Annotated in this window: 21 protein-coding genes and 3 pseudogenes; 12 read left to right on the top strand and 12 right to left on the bottom strand. The window is 37.8% G+C overall.

What is annotated here, in order from left to right; genetic code table 11:
* The first annotated feature begins 32 nt into the window (after nt 1-32).
* From nrdI to GPS65_RS08190, 4 genes are all read left to right on the top strand, one after another.
* Nucleotides 33-425: a class Ib ribonucleoside-diphosphate reductase assembly flavoprotein NrdI gene (nrdI, locus tag GPS65_RS08205; protein WP_041816236.1), complete on the top strand. Its 393-nt coding sequence runs from the start codon at nt 33-35 to the stop codon at nt 423-425.
* Nucleotides 385-2,487, top strand: a complete 2,103-nt coding sequence (gene nrdE, locus GPS65_RS08200; protein ID WP_012010045.1) for a class 1b ribonucleoside-diphosphate reductase subunit alpha — start codon at nt 385-387, stop codon at nt 2,485-2,487. The genes nrdI and nrdE overlap by 41 nt, the downstream gene beginning before the upstream one ends.
* Before the next feature lie 17 nt (nt 2,488-2,504).
* Entirely contained in the window at nt 2,505-3,485 is a 981-nt protein-coding gene (gene nrdF, locus GPS65_RS08195; RefSeq protein WP_003212452.1) for a class 1b ribonucleoside-diphosphate reductase subunit beta, read from the top strand.
* Nucleotides 3,486-3,569: 84 nt separating this feature from the next.
* Entirely contained in the window at nt 3,570-4,187 is a 618-nt protein-coding gene (locus tag GPS65_RS08190) for a hypothetical protein (RefSeq protein ID WP_012010046.1), read from the top strand.
* Nucleotides 4,188-4,253: 66 nt separating this feature from the next.
* Here GPS65_RS08190 and GPS65_RS08185 read toward each other — a convergent pair whose 3' ends face one another.
* Entirely contained in the window at nt 4,254-5,012 is a 759-nt protein-coding gene (locus GPS65_RS08185) for an N-acetylmuramoyl-L-alanine amidase (protein WP_012010047.1), read from the bottom strand.
* A 320-nt stretch (nt 5,013-5,332) separates the two neighbouring features.
* Between GPS65_RS08185 and spoVK the strand changes: the two genes are divergently transcribed.
* The 5 genes from spoVK (at nt 5,333) to glnA (ending at nt 10,871) form a co-directional block, all read left to right on the top strand.
* A complete protein-coding gene (gene spoVK, locus GPS65_RS08180) occupies nt 5,333-6,292 on the top strand; it encodes a stage V sporulation protein K (RefSeq protein WP_144458509.1) in 960 nt (319 codons plus the stop codon).
* 121 nt (nt 6,293-6,413) lie between these two features.
* Nucleotides 6,414-7,676 carry a GTPase HflX gene (gene hflX / locus GPS65_RS08175; RefSeq protein ID WP_144474338.1) on the top strand — a complete coding sequence of 421 codons (1,263 nt, stop codon included), beginning with the start codon at nt 6,414-6,416 and terminating at the stop codon, nt 7,674-7,676.
* Between the two features lie 18 nt (nt 7,677-7,694).
* Complete coding sequence (locus tag GPS65_RS08170) at nt 7,695-8,975, top strand: methionine gamma-lyase family protein (protein WP_144458512.1); 1,281 nt, start codon at nt 7,695-7,697, stop codon at nt 8,973-8,975.
* A 91-nt stretch (nt 8,976-9,066) separates the two neighbouring features.
* Nucleotides 9,067-9,477, top strand: a complete 411-nt coding sequence (locus GPS65_RS08165; protein WP_144469015.1) for a MerR family transcriptional regulator — start codon at nt 9,067-9,069, stop codon at nt 9,475-9,477.
* Nucleotides 9,478-9,536: 59 nt separating this feature from the next.
* On the top strand, nt 9,537-10,871 hold the full coding sequence (gene glnA, locus GPS65_RS08160; protein ID WP_012010051.1) for a type I glutamate--ammonia ligase: 1,335 nt from the start codon (nt 9,537-9,539) through the stop codon (nt 10,869-10,871).
* 118 nt (nt 10,872-10,989) lie between these two features.
* Here glnA and GPS65_RS08155 read toward each other — a convergent pair.
* A pseudogene (locus GPS65_RS08155) lies at nt 10,990-11,574 on the bottom strand (site-specific integrase); the annotation flags it as partial.
* An 853-nt stretch (nt 11,575-12,427) separates the two neighbouring features.
* On the opposite strand from GPS65_RS08155, the gene GPS65_RS08150 reads away from it, so the two are divergent.
* The 3 genes from GPS65_RS08150 (at nt 12,428) to GPS65_RS08140 (ending at nt 13,469) form a co-directional block, all read left to right on the top strand.
* A complete protein-coding gene (locus GPS65_RS08150; RefSeq protein ID WP_144458514.1) occupies nt 12,428-12,712 on the top strand; it encodes a spore coat protein in 285 nt (94 codons plus the stop codon).
* Nucleotides 12,713-12,849: 137 nt separating this feature from the next.
* The gene (locus tag GPS65_RS08145; RefSeq protein WP_238389142.1) at nt 12,850-13,101 is read left to right on the top strand and encodes a hypothetical protein; all 252 of its coding nucleotides are present in this window, start codon (nt 12,850-12,852) and stop codon (nt 13,099-13,101) included.
* Between the two features lie 140 nt (nt 13,102-13,241).
* A complete protein-coding gene (locus GPS65_RS08140; protein WP_144458515.1) occupies nt 13,242-13,469 on the top strand; it encodes a hypothetical protein in 228 nt (75 codons plus the stop codon).
* Nucleotides 13,470-13,664: 195 nt separating this feature from the next.
* On the opposite strand, the pseudogene GPS65_RS19850 reads toward GPS65_RS08140, so the two are convergent.
* The 10 genes and pseudogenes from GPS65_RS19850 to GPS65_RS08090 form a co-directional block, all read right to left on the bottom strand.
* Nucleotides 13,665-14,249: pseudogene (locus GPS65_RS19850) on the bottom strand (AMP-binding protein); the annotation flags it as partial.
* Between the two features lie 1,108 nt (nt 14,250-15,357).
* On the bottom strand, nt 15,358-16,233 hold the full coding sequence (locus GPS65_RS08130) for an alpha/beta hydrolase (RefSeq protein ID WP_161985403.1): 876 nt from the start codon (nt 16,231-16,233) through the stop codon (nt 15,358-15,360).
* 53 nt (nt 16,234-16,286) lie between these two features.
* Nucleotides 16,287-16,664, bottom strand: a complete 378-nt coding sequence (locus GPS65_RS08125) for a hypothetical protein (protein WP_161985402.1) — start codon at nt 16,662-16,664, stop codon at nt 16,287-16,289.
* Nucleotides 16,665-16,682: 18 nt separating this feature from the next.
* Nucleotides 16,683-17,030: a YxiJ family protein gene (locus tag GPS65_RS08120; protein ID WP_161985401.1), complete on the bottom strand. Its 348-nt coding sequence runs from the start codon at nt 17,028-17,030 to the stop codon at nt 16,683-16,685.
* 57 nt (nt 17,031-17,087) lie between these two features.
* A complete protein-coding gene (locus tag GPS65_RS08115) occupies nt 17,088-17,486 on the bottom strand; it encodes a YxiG family protein (RefSeq protein ID WP_144469289.1) in 399 nt (132 codons plus the stop codon).
* A 47-nt stretch (nt 17,487-17,533) separates the two neighbouring features.
* Nucleotides 17,534-18,010 carry a hypothetical protein gene (locus GPS65_RS08110; protein WP_161985400.1) on the bottom strand — a complete coding sequence of 159 codons (477 nt, stop codon included), beginning with the start codon at nt 18,008-18,010 and terminating at the stop codon, nt 17,534-17,536.
* A gap of 39 nt (nt 18,011-18,049) precedes the next feature.
* Nucleotides 18,050-18,733, bottom strand: a complete 684-nt coding sequence (locus GPS65_RS08105; RefSeq protein ID WP_161985399.1) for a DUF7003 family protein — start codon at nt 18,731-18,733, stop codon at nt 18,050-18,052.
* A gap of 23 nt (nt 18,734-18,756) precedes the next feature.
* Nucleotides 18,757-19,364, bottom strand: a pseudogene (locus GPS65_RS08100) (hypothetical protein).
* 56 nt (nt 19,365-19,420) lie between these two features.
* The gene (locus tag GPS65_RS08095) at nt 19,421-20,047 is read right to left on the bottom strand and encodes a hypothetical protein (RefSeq protein WP_144469284.1); all 627 of its coding nucleotides are present in this window, start codon (nt 20,045-20,047) and stop codon (nt 19,421-19,423) included.
* 24 nt (nt 20,048-20,071) lie between these two features.
* Nucleotides 20,072-20,455: a DUF2750 domain-containing protein gene (locus GPS65_RS08090; protein ID WP_144458667.1), complete on the bottom strand. Its 384-nt coding sequence runs from the start codon at nt 20,453-20,455 to the stop codon at nt 20,072-20,074.
* Nucleotides 20,456-20,476 lie beyond the last annotated feature (21 nt).

Raw genomic sequence — 20,476 nt, 5'->3', positions numbered from 1 at the left:
TCAACAATACTAAAAACTAGGTCGTGATGGAATTGATTCAAATCGTATTTGATTCAAAAACAGGAAATGTTCAACGCTTTTTGGACAAGACCCCTTTTACAGACAAACAAAAATTGACTGGAGAAGAGTTTTTGGATACGCCGTTTATTCTCGTCACCTTTACGACAGGATTTGGACAAGTCCCTAGTACCACTCAATCCTTTTTAGAGAAAAATGCTCACCTTTTACTTGGTGTAGCAGTGAGTGGAAACAAAGTGTGGGGAGATAATTTTGCCAAAAGCGCCGATACGATTTCTAAACAATATCAAGTTCCTATTTTGCACACCTTTGAACTAAGCGGAACAAAAAGGGATGTTGAATTGTTTACACAGGAGGTAGAAAGAATTGTCACAAAATCAGGTTCCAAAGTGGATACAATTAAATAACGAGATTATGATTCAAAAAGAAGGAAAGTTTCAGTTCGATAAGGACAAAGAAGCTGTACATAGTTATTTCGTAGATTATATTAATCAAAACACAGTCTTCTTTCACAACTTAGAAGAGAAGATTGATTACTTAATAGAAAACGACTACTATGAGGAAGAATTTTTAAGACAGTACAGCATGGCGGATATTAAAGAGGTATTCGAAGCTGCATATGCGAAGAAATTTAGATTCCCATCATTCATGAGTGCGTTTAAGTTTTACAACGACTATGCACTGAAAACAAATGATAAAAAGAAAATCCTTGAACGCTATGAAGACCGCATTTCAGTTGTAGCGCTTTTCTTTGCGGGTGGAGATAAAGCAAAAGCCCTTGAGTTTGTAGAACTGATGATCAATCAGGAATATCAGCCAAGTACACCAACATTCTTAAATGCGGGACGTAAAAGACGCGGTGAGCTTGTGAGCTGCTTCTTGCTTGAAGTGAATGACTCATTAAACGATATTTCAAGAGCGATTGATATTTCAATGCAGCTTTCAAAATTAGGCGGCGGCGTCAGCTTGAACTTGTCAAAACTTCGTGCCAAAGGCGAGGCAATCAAAGATGTTGAAAACGCGACAAAAGGTGTCGTCGGCGTGATGAAGCTTCTTGATAATGCATTCAGATATGCAGATCAAATGGGACAAAGACAAGGATCAGGCAGTGCCTACCTTAATATTTTCCACAGAGATATTAATGATTTCTTAGATACAAAAAAAATCTCTGCAGATGAAGATGTGCGTGTGAAAACATTGTCCATCGGTGTCGTCATCCCGGATAAATTTATTGAGCTTGCAAGAGAAGATAAAACAGCTTACACTTTCTATCCGCACACAGTCTATAAAGAATATGGACAGCATCTTGATGAGATGGACATGGAAGAAATGTATGATGAGCTTGTAGAAAATCCGAAAGTCAAAAAAGAAAAAGTCAATCCGAGAAAGCTTCTTGAAAAATTGGCTGTTCTTCGCTCAGAATCAGGCTATCCATATATCATGTTCCAAGATAATGTGAATAGAGAGCATGCATTAAACCATATCTCACGAGTGAAATTCTCAAACCTTTGCTCAGAAGTGCTTCAAGCTTCAGAGGTCTCTTCTTACGCGGACTATGACCAAGAAGATGAAATTGGTCTTGATATTTCTTGTAACCTTGGTTCATTAAATATTATGAATGTCATGAAAAACAAATCGATCGAAAAAACGGTCAAACTTGCAACAGACTCACTAACGCTTGTATCTGAAACAACAGATATTCGCAATGCACCGGCTGTTCGAAAAGCGAACAAGGCGATGAAATCAATCGGGCTTGGCGCGATGAACCTTCACGGGTATTTGGCTCAAAACCAAATGGCCTATGAAAGTGAAGAAGCAAGAGACTTTGCGAATACGTTCTTTATGATGGTGAACTACTATTCAATTAAACGCTCAAGTGAACTTGCAAAAGAAAAAGGAGAAACATTCCATCGTTATGAAGGATCTGGCTACGCAACGGGCGAGTACTTCAATAAATACGTGGAGAATGATTTCACACCAAAAACGGAAAAAGCAGCCGCATTATTTGAAGGCATGCATATTCCAACAAAAGAAGACTGGGCAGCACTCAAAGACTTTGTAGCGGAAAATGGCATGTACCATAGCTACCGCTTATGTATTGCACCAACTGGTTCCATTTCTTATGTGCAATCGGCAACAGCCTCTGTTATGCCAATTATGGAACGTATCGAAGAAAGAACATACGGCAACAGCAAAACGTATTACCCAATGCCAGGTCTTTCAGCGCAAAACTGGTTCTTCTATAAAGAAGCGTACGATATGGATATGTTTAAAGTAGTCGATATGATCGCAACGATTCAGCAGCACGTCGATCAAGGAATCAGCTTTACACTATTCCTGAAAGATACGATGACGACGCGTGACCTAAACCGCATCGATCTGTATGCACACCATAAAGGCATTAAAACACTTTATTATGCGAGAACGAAGGATACAGGGCAGGAAGGCTGTCTTTCTTGTGTTGTTTGATTAAAGGAGAGTTTAACGTGACAAAAATTTATGATGCAGCCAACTGGTCAAAACACGAAGACGATTTTACACAAATGTTTTACAACCAAAATGTGAAGCAGTTCTGGCTTCCTGAAGAGATTTCCTTAAACGGGGATCTCTTAACGTGGAAATATTTAGGTGAAAAAGAGCGAGATACGTACATGAAGGTACTTGCTGGACTGACTTTACTTGATACAGAACAAGGAAATACAGGGATGCCGATTGTGGCTGAACATGTAGAAGGTCATCAGCGTAAAGCGGTATTAAACTTTATGGCGATGATGGAAAATGCGGTACATGCGAAATCATACTCAAATATCTTCATGACACTTGCACCAACTGAAACGATCAGTGAAGTGTTTGAATGGGTCAAAAAGAATAAATTCTTGCAAAAGAAAGCAGATATGATTGTTAGCTTATACCGTTCGATTCAGAAGGACGATCCGATTTCCCTCTTTAAAGCAATGGTTGCTTCTGTTTATTTAGAAAGCTTCCTGTTTTACAGTGGTTTTTACTACCCACTTTATTTCTATGGTCAAGGAAAGCTCATGCAAAGTGGTGAAATCATCAACTTGATTTTGCGTGATGAAGCGATTCATGGTGTATACGTTGGATTATTAGCACAAGAAATTTACAACAAACAAACGCCTGACGTGCAAAAAGAGCTGTACGATTTCTCGATTGACCTCTTGAACGAGCTTTATGAAAATGAACTTCATTACACGGAAGATATATATGACCAAGTCAATTTATCGCATGATGTGAAAAAGTTCATTCGTTACAATGCCAATAAAGCGTTAATGAACCTTGGATTTGCCCCTTACTTTGAAGAAGAAGAGATCAATCCAATTGTATTGAACGGACTCAATACAAAAACAAAATCGCATGACTTCTTCTCAATGAAAGGGAACGGCTACAAAAAGGCGACGGTTGAGCCATTAAAAGATGACGACTTCTTCTTTGGAGATGAATCATAAGTAAGGCGTAAAAGTCAAAACGCATCACTCGTTTTGGCTTTTTGCCATTTCATACAATGCGTTACATACTGGAGGTTACCGAACATGGGAAAAATGGATGAAATCATACTAGTTGCACCGCGCACTCGCGTGTTCCAAAATGAAACGCTTGCGTTTAATGGTGTGAATAGTGAAGAGGAAACAATCAACACAATTATGAAAGAAATCGAAGAGCACTTCGAGCAGATGCGTAGAGGCGATGCGGAAGAAAATCCTGACTTCAAGCAGCCGATTCCTTATGTCGTGATTAAGCGTGAGGACGAAGTGTATGTATATGAAAGGCTTCATGGTGGGGGAGAGACTCGATTGCATCATAAGTTATCTCTTGGCTTTGGTGGTCACATGAATTTCATCGAAGGCAAAAACTTTGCTGAAATTCTAAAAGAAAATACGGATCGTGAGCTAGACGAGGAACTTTCTATTCAAGAAGCAGACAAGCTTGAGATGAAAACCCTTGGATTAATTAATGATGATGACAACAGTGTCGGCCGTGTGCACATTGGACTGTTATCAGCGCTTGAATTATCTCCAGGTGCTCATGTAGAAGTGAAAGAAACAGATCAAATCTCAGGAAAATGGATGAAAGCATCCGATTTGAAAAAGCCTGAATACTTCGATCGACTTGAAACGTGGTCTCAATTTGTCGTGAATATTTTAGCATAAACGAATCAATTATAAACCGGCTCATCATCAAACTTGAGCCGGTTTATTTCGTTATTACAGCTTCAGTTATTGGAAAACGAATGCGTCATGACCGGCCTGTTTCAATCTTGCGACGAGGTCATCCGCATTTTGCTTTGTACGAAAAGCCCCGGCTTGCACTCGGAACATGCCGCCCTCTAATACAACGAAGGCGTCAAAGCCTTTGGATTTCAGCGTGGCTACTAATTCATCTGCATTGGCTTTCACCTTGAAAGCTCCAGCCTGTACTTTATAAAGATTACTTGCTTTTTTTTTCAGCTGAAAAGCTTTCTCTAATCCAGTGGCATGAGCGCGAGCGATGCCTTGAAGGAAGGTCGCGTTGCGAAGCTTATTTGCATCAGCTGTAGTATCGATGAAACCATTCTCTGTTAAAATAGCGGGCATAGAAGTTTCTCGAAGAACGTGGAAGTTCGCTGTTTTCTTGCCGCGGTTGGCAAAATCCACCGAGCGAACAATTTCATCATGAAGGGAATTGCGATACGTGGTAGTCGGTGCTGAAACGCCAGGATACACATAGCTTTCAAAACCTGTGCCTCCGCCTGCATTAATATGAATAGACACGAAATAGTCAGCTCCCCAGCTGTTTGCTGCATTTGTACGCTGGGCCAAAGTGACGGATTGGTCAATCGAACGACTTAAGCGGACGGAAACGTCATCATAATCACTAATCAACATATCTCTCAATAAAATCGCAATTTGCAGTGTGATATTTTTCTCCAAAAGTCCATTAGCAGCAGCTCCAGAATCTGTTCCTCCATGGCCAGGATCAATAAAAATTTTCACCATCTATTCATCACCTCGTCTTTATTTTATGAGTAAATAGAAAAATTGCCTGTACAAAATGCGGAAATCATCGAGACTCTTTTCTGCACATTTTGTGATGAGAAAGCTACATTTTTCTAAGAAAAAACAAATTGTTGGTTTGTCCGCCTAAATGGGATGAATACAATGGAAATAGCACATCATTTCCTGGGAAACCGCAGAAATCCCTACAATATTCGGTATCTCGGGTCATTTTGACAGCAAACTTGGGCTTAAGCGGGCGATTGTCACGATTACAGCTCCACCCGAATAGAATAAAGAGAGAAGAGCGAGAGGTGAATACGTTGGAGCGAGCTGTCACATATAAAAACAACGGTCAAATCAATATTATACTTAATGGACAAAAGCAAGTATTGGTTGATGCAGATTCAGAGGCAGAATACCTAGAAGCATTGCAGAAAAATGAGGCAAAACACAGCATCTTACGGGAAATAGAACGTGAAATGAATAGCCTTGTCGGTATGGATGAAATGAAACGAAACATAAAAGAAATTTATGCTTGGATCTTTGTCAATCAAAAAAGGCAGGAACAAGGGTTAAAGGTAGGTAAACAAGCGCTTCATATGATGTTCAAAGGAAATCCAGGCACAGGGAAAACAACGGTTGCAAGGCTAGTCGGGAAGCTTTTCTTTGAAATGAATGTCCTTTCAAAGGGTCACTTAATTGAAGCGGAACGCGGAGATCTTGTCGGGGAGTACATCGGTCATACTGCTCAAAAAACAAGAGACTTAATTAAAAAATCACTAGGCGGCATTTTGTTCATCGACGAAGCCTATTCTCTTGCCCGCGGAGGCGAAAAGGATTTCGGGAAAGAAGCGATTGATACCTTAGTCAAACATATGGAGGACAAACAGCACGAATTTATTCTCATTCTTGCTGGCTACTCCAAGGAAATGGATCATTTTCTATCTTTAAACCCCGGACTGCAATCCAGATTTCCGATCAATATCAGCTTTCCTGATTATACCGTCGATCAGCTCATGGACATTGCCAAACGGATGATGGCTGACAGAGAATATATATTTACCCAAGAAGCTGAATGGAAGCTGCGTGATTATATAATGCATATTAAAAGTACCACAAGTCCAGCAAAATTCAGCAACGGCCGCTTTGTGAGAAACACGATTGAAAAGGCTATTCGAACCCAAGCGATGAGACTCCTACTAGTGGATCATTATGATAAAAAAGATTTGCTTACGATTAAAAGTCACGATCTCCAAATGAAAGAGGATACGCCTACTTAAAATGGCGTATCCTTTTTGTAAAGAGATACTAAAATAAACCATCCGAATAGTGGTATACGTGTGATGTGTTTGGTATGATGGTACTACTGAAAACTTAAGTACAGAAAGGAAACAACTGACGTTGAATGAACATGAAATGACAGAAAAAGCGATCCTTGTCGGCTGTCAATTGCCGCATGTCACGGATGAACGCTTTCAATACTCAATGGAAGAATTAGCTTCCTTAACCAAAACGGCTGGTGGTGAAGCTGTCAGCGTAATGACGCAGAAGAGAAATAGACAAGACAGCGCAACATATATCGGTAAAGGGAAAGTAGAAGAGCTTGAAGTGCTTTGCGAGGAATTCGAATGTGATGTCATTATTTTTAACGACGAACTGTCTCCGAGTCAGCTAAAAGCTTTGGCAACTGCCTTAGAAGTGAAAATTATCGATCGAACACAATTGATTTTGGACATCTTTGCAAAAAGAGCGCGGACAAGAGAGGGGAAGCTACAAATAGAGCTTGCTCAGCTTCAGTATGCCTTGCCGAGACTAAGCGGACAAGGGATCAGCCTCTCAAGACAAGGAGGCGGAATTGGCGCAAGAGGTCCAGGTGAAACAAAACTTGAAACAGATAGACGCCATATTCGAAACCGTATTCACGAAATTAACGGGCAATTATCTACCGTCAAAGAACACCGGACAAGATACCGGGAACGCCGGAAGAAAAATGGTGTGTTCCAAATCGCCATTGTTGGGTATACGAATGCTGGGAAATCCACTTTGTTTAATCAGTTAACAGATGCAGATAGTCATGAAGAGGATTTACTGTTTGCGACACTTGATCCAATGACACGTAAGATGACATTAGCATCTGGCTACAGTGTGCTAATTTCAGACACCGTTGGTTTTATCCAAGACCTCCCAACAACACTCATTGCGGCATTTCGTTCCACTCTTGAAGAAGTGAAAGAAGCCGATTATTTGCTTCATGTCATCGATTCTTCTAATGAGGATTATGAAGGGCACGAACGAACGGTTCATGAGTTGTTAGAGGAATTAGAAGCAGATCGTATTCAAATGCTGACGGTTTATAACAAAGAAGATCAAATCAGACTGGATTTCATCCCATCTTCAAAGCACCGTCATCTGTTAATCAGTGCGAGACGAGAAGAAGATGTGAAGCGATTAAAAGCAGATATAATGGCAGAACTGAAACAAGCCTTTTTAAAGCCATATCATGTGAAAATCCCAGCGTATGAAGGAAAGCTCATCTCCGCATTAAAATCAGAAACGCTTGTGGAATCACTAGAATTTCAAAAAGAAGCAGAACTTTATGACATCACCGGATTTAGTGGTGAGGAGCAGACCATATTAGGTCAAATCAAGAAGTATATGTTGTAAGAAAGGAATTAAATCAAGATGTTTCATACATTAAAACACGGCAGTATTTTAGAAAAAGTAGCAGCAGAAACAGAGCAAGACATTTTACACGTGCATCAGCAAATTGATCAAAAGAGTGAACAAAATGAATGGCGGGTGCTTGAAAGCTACCGAAAGCATAGAGTCAGTGACTCTCATTTTAATCCAACTACCGGATATGGCTACGACGATATGGGAAGAGACACGTTAGAAAAAATTTATGCGGATGTCTTCGGAGGAGAAAGCGGACTTGTCCGTCCGCAGATCATTTCTGGTACACATGCGATTTCCATTGCGTTATTCGGTGTGCTAAGACCTGGCGATGAATTGATTTATATGACTGGAAAACCATACGATACGTTAGAAGAAATTGTAGGAATTCGCGGCAAAGAAGGGACAGGCTCATTAAAAGACTTCCAGATTGATTACAAGGCCATTGATTTGCGCCAAGATGGATCGGTTGATTATGACAAAGTAAAAAAGTCGATCTCCTCTAAAACAAAAGTGATCGGCATTCAGCGTTCAAAAGGTTATGCGTCAAGACCTTCCTTTACAATTGAAGAAATCGAGCAAATGATTTCATTTGTGAAAGAGATGAATGAAGAAATCATTGTGTTTGTGGACAACTGTTATGGTGAATTTACTGAATTACAAGAGCCATGTCATGTGGGAGCGGATCTTATGGCCGGTTCGCTTATTAAAAACCCAGGCGGCGGGCTTGCCAAAACTGGCGGCTACATCGTTGGAAAAGAAAAATGGGTAGAAGCTTGCTCTTATCGAATGACATCTCCGGGCATCGGCAGTGAAGCGGGTGCCTCGCTGTATGCGCTTCAGGAGATGTATCAAGGATTTTTCTTAGCACCGCATGTTGTGGCGCAAAGCTTAAAAGGTGCAGTGTTCACGGCTCGTTTTCTTGAGAAGCTCGGATTCCAAACGAACCCAGCATGGAATGCGAAAAGAACAGATTTAATTCAATCCGTCGAATTTGGAGATCCTAAAAAGATGATTGCATTCTGCCAGGCGATTCAATATGCATCTCCGATCAACAGTCACGTCACACCGCATGCAAGCTATATGCCGGGATACGAGGATGATGTCATTATGGCAGCGGGCACTTTCGTCCAAGGGGCTAGTATCGAATTGTCAGCCGATGGACCGATCAGACCACCTTATACAGCCTATGTTCAAGGTGGACTCACGTATGCACATGTAAAAAATGCAATTTGCAGTGCTGTAGATGCCTTATTGGAACAAGGTTTTATCGACATACCTGCTCAATAAAAAAATACATGTTAATATTCCTAACATATTGTTGACACATAATATAACATGACATATAATAAATTTAAGCAAAGAGGAGGAGACAGTTGAGATGAGTGATAACATTCGCCGCTCAATGCCTTTATTCCCAATTGGGATTGTCATGCAGCTAACAGAATTATCTGCAAGGCAAATTCGCTATTATGAGGAAAATGGATTAGTATTTCCAGCAAGAAGTGATGGGAATCGCCGATTATTTTCTTTCCATGATGTTGATAAATTACTAGAAATTAAAAACCTCATCGAACAAGGTGTAAACATGGCAGGAATCAAAAAACTTTTTGCCAAAGCTGAGGCAGAGCATCCAGTGTCTGATGCAAAGACCGAGGAGAAAACCACAGCGAAGAACAACTTGACAGATGATGAACTCAGGAAGCTACTGAAGAAGGAACTTATTCAGGCTGGACGTTTCCAACAAGGAACGACCTTTAGGCAGGGGGATATGTCAAGGTTCTTCCGTTAACCAATTAGCAAAAGCATTGCTATACAATTTTACCTTTTGTAGGGGAGGAGTTTTACGAAATGGCAAAATACACAAGAGAAGATATCGTAAAATTAGTAAATGAGGAAAACGTAAAGTACATCCGTCTGCAATTTACAGACATTCTCGGAACGATTAAAAATGTTGAGATTCCTGTGAGCCAGTTAGAAAAAGCTCTCGATAACAAATGTATGTTTGACGGTTCATCTATTGAAGGTTTCGTACGTATTGAGGAATCAGATATGTATCTATACCCAGACCTCAACACATTTGTTATTTTCCCTTGGACAGCAGAAAAAGGTAAAGTTGCACGCTTTATTTGTGACATTTACAAACCAGACGGGACGCCATTTGATGGAGACCCACGTAACAACTTAAAGCGTATTTTAAAGGAAATGGAAGACCTAGGATTTAGTGATTTCAACCTTGGACCTGAGCCAGAATTCTTCTTATTTAAATTAGATGAAAAAGGCGAACCAACGCTTGAACTAAACGATAAAGGTGGATACTTTGACCTTGCACCAACAGATCTAGGCGAAAACTGCCGCCGTGATATCGTGCTTGAGCTTGAAGAAATGGGCTTTGAAATTGAAGCGTCTCACCATGAAGTAGCACCTGGACAGCATGAAATTGACTTTAAATATGCAGGCGCTATCCGCTCTTGTGATGACATTCAAACGTTCAAACTCGTTGTTAAAACAATTGCGAGAAAGCACGGGCTTCATGCGACATTCATGCCAAAACCATTGTTCGGTGTAAACGGATCTGGTATGCACTGTAACCTATCATTATTCAAAAATGGCAAAAACGCATTCTTTGATGAAAAAGCAGATTTACAATTAAGTGAGACAGCTAGACACTTTATCGCAGGTATCGTGAAGCACGCAACAAGCTTCACAGCTGTCACAAACCCAACGGTGAACTCTTACAAGCGTCTTGTACCTGGTTATGAAGCACCTTGCTATGTGGCATGGAGTGCACAAAACCGTAGCCCGTTGATCCGTATCCCAGCATCACGCGGTATCAGCACACGTGTAGAAGTGCGTAGCGTAGACCCATCTGCAAACCCATACCTTGCACTAAGCGTATTACTTGCAGCAGGTCTTGACGGCATCAAAAACAAACTAGACGCACCAGCACCAATCGACAGAAACATCTATGTCATGGACAAAGAAGAGCGCCTTGAAAACGGCATCTCTGATCTGCCTGCAACACTTGCAGAAGCACTTGAGCTTCTCAAGTCAAACGAAGTTATGGTCAACGCACTAGGCGATCACTTATTCGAACATTTCATCGAATCAAAAGAAATCGAATGGGATATGTTTAGAACCCAAGTACACCCATGGGAACGCGATCAGTATATGTCTCAGTATTAATAAAGAAAACCCCTCGGAGCCATTGGCTTCAGGGGGATTTTATTTTTGTGGGTGTTTCTAATATTTCAAAATGAAGAAGCCGCCACCCACAATTCACCCACAAAAAATGATAAAAAAATCACTCCATTATCTTGGAGATATACTCTTCATATTTATTCATTGAATCCAGGTCAATTTTTTTGCTGATATGAGAATAAATATCAGATGTTACTCTAATGCTTTTGTGGCCCAGTCGCTCTTGAACATATATCATAGATGCCCCAGATTCTAAAAGTAAAACGGTGTGGGTGTGTCGAAGGGCATGGATAGGCATTTTTGGTAGGCCAGCTTGTTTAAGTATACGTTCAAATGCATTGAATAAAGATGATTTCGGAAGGGGAGAACCATCTTTCCGTGAGAATACTAAATTCATTGCATGCATGTAAACGTCATTAAGAACAAGTTTGGCGTCATTTTGACGTCTTTTTAAATCGTGTAGTTCATTAGCCAATTGTTGATCAATAGTTATGATCCGTTTTGATGTAAAGGTTTTTGGGTCACCGAATAGCTCCTTTTGATTTTTTGCTCTAAAATCAAGAGTTTTAGTTATACTTATTTTTTTATTTTTTAAATCAATATCGGTCCATTGTAAAGCTGCTGCTTCACCTTTTCGCATCCCTGTGCTCAACAAGGTTTTAAAGTATATATAATATATGTACCCATAAGAAGCATATAGAATTGTTCAACACTTTTTAAGTACAAAAGCTATGCCTGATTTTGTTGAATGGGTTGATTTATATGACATCGATTTTGAACATGATTTTTAAAACTAGAGTGTCCATCTTTATGGGCACTTTTTTTATTTGTAATGCCGATAAAAAACCGACAAAAAGGGGGATAAAAAGGGTACCTTTTTTCCTAAGTGGATCATCGTATGATAGAGACAAGCAAAACGAACGTGAATATTTTGTCCAGAAGGAAGAACCTGCGGACGCTGATCATTGAGCACTTTAAGTGCCTTGATTGGTGTCCGCTTTTTTTATTGGGAGACGCGTCTTTCCCTTATCAATGGCGTATCTGGATACGGAACAAAGGTGTTGAGGAATGTGGCCATACGAGAGGGGCATTCTGAGCCTGGATAGCAGCTGGTCTGCGGCAGCCGTATCGAGGACAGTTTTTCATTTTAATTGATGATTGACTGTACTTGGCATCCTCTCGGAGTGTAGTCATCATTGCTAAATCTATTTAGGCGAATAGCGTATGGTGGTGCTTATTCGGCAAGGAGCGAGTGAAATGAGATCAGGGATTCTGTTTCTAAAGAGACATTAAAGCAATTTAAAAGCATTGCTCCTTGTTCTAATAGTAAGAAGAGAGGTGCTGATCCGATAACGACGCGCGATTAGGAAGAAATAATGGGCACGAGACGCGAAACGTACTTTCGACAAGGCGGCCGTATCCGGAGAAAATAACATGGTTAATAAGTGGATTTTTCCATTTTTAATGATACTTGTGGAGGACAATCTGACTATTTTTTCATATGCTGTGATGAAAGTAAAAACTGTTGAAAGGGTGTTGATATGAGCCGCAACAGAATGGACGATTTTTTCTTTGGTTCTCGTAAAGGAAATCATTGTAAGGACGAAACAATTGTTTCACCAACACGTAATATCGTCAAAAAAACAACTAGTGAGAATACAATCAGACGAATTCATCCAACTCATATTACAAATGTAAATAAACACATCAAAAGGATTGAGAATTTTTATCCAGTGACAGAATCGTATGAGAGTGAGTGCTGTGTTGAAGAGTACGATTGTGGAAGTGACTTGAAAAATCCTTGTTGTCGTCGTGTGAATAGATAAAATTTAATCTTACTTTTATATTGAGCGTCCCTCTGGGGCGTTTTTTTTATGGGAATAGTCATCTTTTTGGGTGTATGGCTGCACGTGCTTTTGGTGAGGGATAGGAGCGCGAAAATATAAAAAGGGAGCTGATAAGCATGGCATCAAAATTTGGTGTATCTGCTAATCCAAAAAAAGCGAATCACATTTTAGGAAAGGATAAGGTTGTTCGTATTGCTGTCAAAAATGACAATGACTATATCGCAGAACCGAACCTTATTCCGCAGCGCAAGGTTTATGGAAAGTGGGAGACGATTAAAACCAATTCACCAAACCGCTTAACCCAGCAGAGAAACAGTACGATGAATTCGATATCAAGAAAGGTACATATTGATTCAAGGTTGAAGTAGAACGTTACGATAAACATGGTAACCACGTTGAAACTGTTGGTACGTTCTATACATCTGAATTTTACGTTAAATAAAACCATTTCACTGAATGCCTAAAAATTCCCAACTCATCTCCGATATAAGTTTAGGAGGTGAGTTTTTTGAATAAAACTAACAGTAAAACGTCATTTGATGATGCTACAAACGCACAACTATATTTGCAACAGTTTGGGAAAAATATGCATATTGCTAATTTTTCTGAACAAGAAAAATTTAAAAAGGAAATTAAGGATGATCATGATAGAAAACAAATTAAAATGCTTTGGGGTAGGATTGAGGATATGATACATAATACAAAAGCTTTAAGCTATACGGAACTGACCCCATAAGATGAGACAAATAAAAAACACCTTCAAGTTTGAAAACGGATCGTTGTGATCCGAAATAAAACATGGAGGTGTTTTTTCTATGGGGACAAGAGTGAGTTATCCGGTTGAAGTCAAACAGAAGGCTGTGGAAATGAGGTTGGCAGGCGTACCTATGAAAGAGATCAGGAAGATTTCACCTACTGCGGCATCAAAACTAAAAGAGGCAAATTGTAACACACGGCTGCCTGATGAAATACCAAAAGTCTCACCCATTAAACAAAAATTGCTTACACTTTTATGTTCCACCATAACACCTTTAGGTTTTCCAGTAGTTCCAGAAGTATAGATAAGATAGGCTAAATCTGTGGACTCATTAATCTCTTCGAGATTCGTTCTAGGATTCTCTGTTAAAGCCAAATCATCAATTTTCACAATTTCGCCAGAAAATGTTTCTGGAACGCTTATATTTTCATGGGTCAATACATATTTCGCACCACTGTCCTGAAGCATATACTCAATTCGTTCACTTGGATAAGTAGGGTCGAGAGGTAAATAAGCTCCACCTGCTTTTAGTACACCTAATATCCCCACAATCATCTCAACTGATCGTTCTGTCATAATGCCAATAAAATCTTCTCGCGTTACTCCTTTTTCTCTCAACTTATAGGCTAGTTGATTCGCTCTCTCGTTTAACTCTTGATAAGTTAATTCATTTTCTTCAAATACAACAGCTTTTGTTTCAGGAGATTTCTTAACTTGTTCTTCAAACTGAAAATGAAGCGTTTCATCTTGTGGAAACATCACTTTAGTCCCATTAAACTTCGTCAATATATTATTTTTCTCCAACTCTAATACAATTTCAACTTCTCCAAGAAGTATATCGGGATCAATATTAAGTTGATCAATAATATTAATCAAATAATTTAATAGATTAGAAACATAGAAATTATTATATACTCCAACATTATAAGTAAGCCTTACTGTAAATAGATCAATAACAGAGCAAACTAAATCATTGTTAAAAAAGCCATCTATTTCTTGTGGTAAATAACCCTCTTTTTCACAAAAAAAGATCAAATATCTATTACTATTATTACTACTACTTAATCCAACCTCTGATTGTTTATTGCAATCAACTTTTAATAATAAGTCTGAAAAAGTTAGTACTTTATCGAATTTTAAATTTATAGCTGCGCTACTATAATTATTTTCAACAGGTGAAGAAACATCAATAGAGCTAACATATATCTCATCTAACTCTATCAGTTTATTTAAAAGTATAAACCAAACAGTGTGAAATAAAACCTTATATTCAACCTCTAATTTTTTTGATAAAGAGTTAAATTTATTGATCATATCTTTATCAAAGTGAAATATAAATTCTTCATACTCTTTAATTTTTTGATTTGATGCATTAATATAGTGGTTAAATTTTTTTTGTTTATTTTTATAATTCATTTTCATTTATATTCTCCTCACAGTTATATAAAAATTATGATATAGTTTTATGCCTAGTTAATATAAACTTTTTTCTCCCAAAGACTATAGGGAATAATACTCTTATACATATTCAAAATTAAACTAATGGCTCACAAAATATTCTAACACTTATTATATCTAATTTGGAAAAAAAAGATGTTTTTACCTTAAAATGATTATTTACTACTATTTATTTTCTAACACACACAATTTATAAGTATCCAAAATACCCTTTTAAATAAATGGGTATTTAATTTATCAAACAAAGCTGTTTTATACTTACTTTCTATTAATAAAAAACAGCCTACTATTAAAGTAAGCTGTTTTAACTATTATAAAATCACATTTATTGAATAAATAACACTTTGATTTACTAGTTACTTTACTCTCTAACATTTTAAATATAATATTGCTAAATTGCTTAACATTTCTATCGTGAGTGATTGTATAAATCTAAAAATGTCATTACTGCCTTTGTCATATCCTGTGCTTCATTCGGTGCTCTGTCTGATCCAAACCATTTATTCAAGTCACTATGGCTCAGCGAATGGACCCGAAAGACAAACTTAGACCCTTTATCATGGTTCAGTTTTTCTGCAAATCGGTACACCTCAGGATTTTCCCAGCCTGTAACCAAATAGACAGGAGGTACATTCTTTTGATTCATATAAGTGACAGGTGATGCCTTTGTCCAGTTCTCCTCCTGTTTGCCAAAGACTTTTTTGTACGATGGGATAGCTTGTATAAATTGATTGAGGTTTAACGGTCCGTCTAGAACAACAATGGAATTGATTGTTTTTGGCGACAGCCCCACACGTTTTAAGTAGGTCGAATCTGTGGCAACCAGCGCCGTCAAATGACCGCCCGCTGAGTGACCCATAACATTGATTTTTGATGAATCGATTTGATATTCATCCGCATGATCCTTCACCCATTTAATGGCGTTTGCCGTATCATCTGCCATCTGTTCGTAGTTGGCATCAGGGTGAAGCCTGTAATTCATTGAAACAAACACATACCCTTGACTAGTAAAATAATCAGCCTTTGAAGCGACTCTATTCTTATCGCCGCCCGTCCAGCCGCCGCCATGGAGATAGATCATGACTGGATGCTTCTTCTTTTTGTCTTCATCTTTGCCCTTTGGCATGTACATATCGAGTGTTTGCTGTTTGTTTTGTGTGTCTGCATAATGGATGTTTGTCGTCGGCTTAGGCTGGTTGAAACGGAACACAAAGAATGCGCATACCAATAATCCAGCGATGACCGCCGCAAATAAGAGCCATTTCATGATTCGATTCAATGTCATTGCACCTTTCTGTGTTGGAATGAAGAAGCATGATTAGCACATATGATGATAGACTAGCCCGATTCATTTGATACGACTTGTATGACTTGAACCGTTTGACAATAAAAAGAAAAATACTGTTCTTCATAGTCTTCAACAAAGTAATTCAAATATTCCCAGCCTCTATCCAAAAGTTGAATGTTCAAAAAAAGATAGGAATCGTTTGTTAACTCCAAATCTTCGATTTTAACAGAAGAGACATTGGTGAATTTCAGATGAATGTCTACTTGTAGATTCGGGGATTCATATGGAATGTGCAGAACAATACAATTGATCAAGTCGTAATGTTCATTATACTCTTTAAAGTAGTGAAATTCATTGATTTGCTTTAGATGGTTGATATCGAAATCAGGGATTTGTTTCTGGATTTTTTCATCTAAAAACCATGTCATCTTTTGTCCTCCAAAAGGTTATTGTAAAAGTGCAATGATGCGTTTTCTTGTTTTTTCATGGTATTGAACATAGGAATGCAATAAAGGATATGATTCAAGGATCTGTTGATACGATTTGATTTGGGGATATTGCTCTTCAAATGACTGACGCAGCACGGTTAACTGTTTTTTCGGTATTCGTTTATGATCGACCACATAACTTAAACTGCCTGCAACAAGTGAAAAAAACATATAAAAATCATCTGAAAATATACCAGTTTCTTCTTCAAAAGAGACGATATCATCTGGATAAACTGAATCTAATAAGTATTGATAACGTTGTTTTACATCATCGAATAAATCTTGTTTATCACGGCTGATTTTCATGGATTTTCCCCATCCCTAAATGTTTTTCTTTCTTATTTAGACGCTAATGAGATCTTCCTAAACACTGCAAATAAATTCCTGTGAGTCGAAACATACTTTTTTCGATTCTATCGCGATTAACATACAATTTATGTTAAATAGAAAATTTGCATTTGCATCAAATTCTTCAAGAAGTACATTTTTAAGGTTCCCTATCCCTTGAGGATGGTAGCTGCATTCGAAAATTTGCCAATTCATCTCTTCTTGTATCAATTCTTCAAATCTATCATTACCTTCACCCCCATTATAATAAAAACTCGCCACATTCATAAATCGCAATTCATGTTGAGTAACTTTATTTAATTCTGATACTTTTACGCTCAGTATTAATTCTTTATGAAACAAATCAAATGTGACTCCAAGTACATTACAACCACCATCTAGATAATCGATCCATTTTTGTACACTATTAAACATCTCATTCACTCTCCTATTTTTTCAGGGTGAACTCTATTCTTATCATGTCACGGAGTTTGTAAATATTCTTCAAATGAAATAAAGTCCGCTTTTTTTCGAAATTCGCTTAAGATATTTTGATCTCCCGTAAAAATAACATCTGTCGAATCAAAAAAACCGATTTCAAACACGGCTTGAGGGATAACGGGTGTATAATTCACATTCCAATATCGTTCATTATCTTCAATTTGAGGTATTGAACTGATATTCAAATGATCTACATGACGAGGCAATGCGGTCAAAACAGCGAAAATAAAAGAATAAGAATAGTCATGTAAGAATTTTTTAAAATGTTCACCCTTCAGAAATAAAAAATCCGTGTAATCCGGCATCACTTCTGAATGGAATTGATTTTTCCGATCATGAAGCATTGTGAGTGTCACATCGCTTATGATCCAGTTATACTCTTCTACGTTTAAATTGATTTTCTTTAATAATTCATTTGTTTCGAATAAATTTTTCTCTTTTGCTAATACGATTCTCATTACTTGTTCCACCTCATCAATTTAAAACATCAGACGAAACTAAAAATATTCTACAGTATCAAAATCTGACCATAATCTCCAGTCAGTGTTCGTGTTTATATTTACAATGCATGTTGGATCTTGATAGATCAAACTCTTCGCAACCGATTGAAAAAAAGGAGATCGACTAGGTAGTTGGCTATGCGTTTCTGGATGAAACCATGATTCAGTTGTATAGAGCGATTTATCATATACATGCTGAACGATGTCAAATTGTTCTTGATCTGTCATCCATAAACTATCCAGCAAATCTTGATGTTTGGCCATTTCTCTTAACAAAGTAATCCATTCATTTTCCTCTGTTACATCAGCTTGGCATGACTCTGGTATTTGAACATGAAAATAGTCACCATTTAATCTAATACGTAAAGGATGCTTAGTGAAACCAGGTTCTATCTCATCATCATCTATTATTTCATGATGATGATCCACGAAATCAAAAAGCTCATCCAATAGAAAATGGATTGATTCATTATTCAACTCAGGACCAATCGCAAAAAAATCAATAGCAGGTCCTACCTTCGATAAACCGAATAATTGAATCGTGATCAACCAATTTTCCTCTCTCGTAAATAGAGAAAGCTTCCCTTTGGCAAAATCAAAGTTCCCATTATCTAATAAAGGAAACTCTTTATTTAGGAAAGACTCATCTAGTATAGATAACACATTGTCTATTTGATTCATGTCTTCCTCCTTATGAAGTTATTTCATACTACGTTTGTATAATTTCGAATCAGTTCCTTTTTAAAATCATCAGGAAGTTTTGATTCGGAAATACAACTGAAATCCAATCTAATACAATCTCATCTAAAGTTCTCCACGTTTTTAACAATTGTTTATTCATTTGTTCTAATTGATGAACTGCTAGTACTCCTATCTCATAACTTCTTTCGCCATAAATGATCCATTTCGCAGAAGGGGAAAACCATATCACACGTGAAGCAATATCCATTATGCTATCATTTACACTCTCTATCGGATAATCCGTTAAGAGATCGAGGTAATCACTTGGTGTGAGGTTTAACGGGATTTTCACCCAAGGATAATAACCAAAATCATGATAATAATCATCCATACTCTTCTGCTCATCTAATACAGCCATGAGTATATAGTCATCATGATGATTCAAAGCTAAACCTTTTAACATTTCCCAGCTATCATCTGATAACAACCAATGGAATTCTTCGAATAAATAATGAGGGGTGTTCGTTTTCAACACTTGATCAGGAAATGTCTTCGTACTGTGAATGAGCGAATGAACAAACGATAGAACATGTTCAAATTCTTTTGGATCGGATATAAACAAATGTTTCACTTTATGCTCCTTTCATATCTACGGGTAAATCTATCATCAGTCATTGATACTCCATTTCAACGCTTGTAACATGACGCATAATGAGAAAGCATTTGGGTGTAATAGTCATTGAATGTTTTTTGATCCTTCAATAATCCTTCAAACCAATTTGCTAAAACAGGGTGATCCATTGGTTTCCACCCTTCTTTTAATATATTTTTCACAGAATCTTTTGTTGATGCCATTCCTATGATACAAATTTCCATATCTCTATCTGTCCAAATCGCCCACTGTAAAGAATGTGATAACCAGACCACTATGTACGAATTCGTTATGATATCATCTGCTATAGACTCTTTTGGATGCGTCCATAGTGCATTAACATAATCCTCACTTGAAATGTTTACATTCGCTTTCAGCCAATTATAATAACCAAATTCCTTCAAATAATATTCGGTTGGATCTGGTTGAAGGACTGCAGTTAAAAATTCTCTATCTTGTGTAACAAATGATAACTCTTTAATGGTTGGTAAAATATCATCACTCAATGCCCAATCAAACTCTTGAAACAAAAAACAGTCAAATGTCTTACGGAAGACTTGTTGTGGTAGCTCTTTATTTGTGTCAAACACATGGTCTACTAAATTCTGATAGAATTTGAATTCTTTTTCTGAACGAATAAATAAGTCTTCAAGCCGTTTCAAACAACTACCTCCACTCTTGTCGAACTAGTAGTTTTTTAATTCTTCCTCTATATCTTCTTTTAATGTTTGAATTTCAGTTGAAACCGAATCATTTCGATTATAGAAAATCGACGGATTGATTCCATCTGCTATCATTCCGGGTAGCCACTCTTCTATCAAATCATCTAAATCAATCATTTCTGGCACTGATTTTTCCCATTGGTCGATCGCACAATAAGCGGCATGATCCTCTGTCGGCCAAAAATGAAGCTGCGGTACACCATATTCATCCTCTGACATCACCCATCCCTTCTCGTTTCTTAATGACCATACTTCTTCAAAATCAACAATCTTTTTAATGAAGTAGTCATAACGCTTTTTCGCAGGTAATTGGACGGTGGTTTCTAATTCTTTCGGATGCATGGACATCGCGTCACTCCTTTTCTATTG

Origin of the sequence: Bacillus pumilus (assembly GCF_009937765.1) — a bacterium.
GTDB classification, from domain to species: domain Bacteria; phylum Bacillota; class Bacilli; order Bacillales; family Bacillaceae; genus Bacillus; species Bacillus pumilus_O.
The sequence above is the reverse complement of the archived record's forward strand: the minus strand, read 5'-3'. Positions and strand labels throughout refer to the sequence as shown.

What these genes read in the sequence shown, in the direction of transcription:
- GPS65_RS08190 (WP_012010046.1), top strand. Translation starts at nt 3,570, where the DNA reads ATGGGAAAAATGGATGAAATCATACTAGTTGCACCGCGCACTCGCGTG.
- GPS65_RS08185 (WP_012010047.1), bottom strand. Translation starts at nt 5,012, where the DNA reads ATGGTGAAAATTTTTATTGATCCTGGCCATGGAGGAACAGATTCTGGA.
- GPS65_RS08170 (WP_144458512.1), top strand. Translation starts at nt 7,695, where the DNA reads ATGTTTCATACATTAAAACACGGCAGTATTTTAGAAAAAGTAGCAGCA.
- GPS65_RS08165 (WP_144469015.1), top strand. Translation starts at nt 9,067, where the DNA reads ATGAGTGATAACATTCGCCGCTCAATGCCTTTATTCCCAATTGGGATT.
- glnA (WP_012010051.1), top strand. Translation starts at nt 9,537, where the DNA reads ATGGCAAAATACACAAGAGAAGATATCGTAAAATTAGTAAATGAGGAA.
- GPS65_RS08150 (WP_144458514.1), top strand. Translation starts at nt 12,428, where the DNA reads ATGAGCCGCAACAGAATGGACGATTTTTTCTTTGGTTCTCGTAAAGGA.
- GPS65_RS08145 (WP_238389142.1), top strand. Translation starts at nt 12,850, where the DNA reads ATGGCATCAAAATTTGGTGTATCTGCTAATCCAAAAAAAGCGAATCAC.
- GPS65_RS08130 (WP_161985403.1), bottom strand. Translation starts at nt 16,233, where the DNA reads ATGACATTGAATCGAATCATGAAATGGCTCTTATTTGCGGCGGTCATC.
- GPS65_RS08125 (WP_161985402.1), bottom strand. Translation starts at nt 16,664, where the DNA reads ATGACATGGTTTTTAGATGAAAAAATCCAGAAACAAATCCCTGATTTC.
- GPS65_RS08120 (WP_161985401.1), bottom strand. Translation starts at nt 17,030, where the DNA reads ATGAAAATCAGCCGTGATAAACAAGATTTATTCGATGATGTAAAACAA.
- GPS65_RS08115 (WP_144469289.1), bottom strand. Translation starts at nt 17,486, where the DNA reads ATGTTTAATAGTGTACAAAAATGGATCGATTATCTAGATGGTGGTTGT.
- GPS65_RS08110 (WP_161985400.1), bottom strand. Translation starts at nt 18,010, where the DNA reads ATGAGAATCGTATTAGCAAAAGAGAAAAATTTATTCGAAACAAATGAA.
- GPS65_RS08105 (WP_161985399.1), bottom strand. Translation starts at nt 18,733, where the DNA reads ATGAATCAAATAGACAATGTGTTATCTATACTAGATGAGTCTTTCCTA.
- GPS65_RS08090 (WP_144458667.1), bottom strand. Translation starts at nt 20,455, where the DNA reads ATGTCCATGCATCCGAAAGAATTAGAAACCACCGTCCAATTACCTGCG.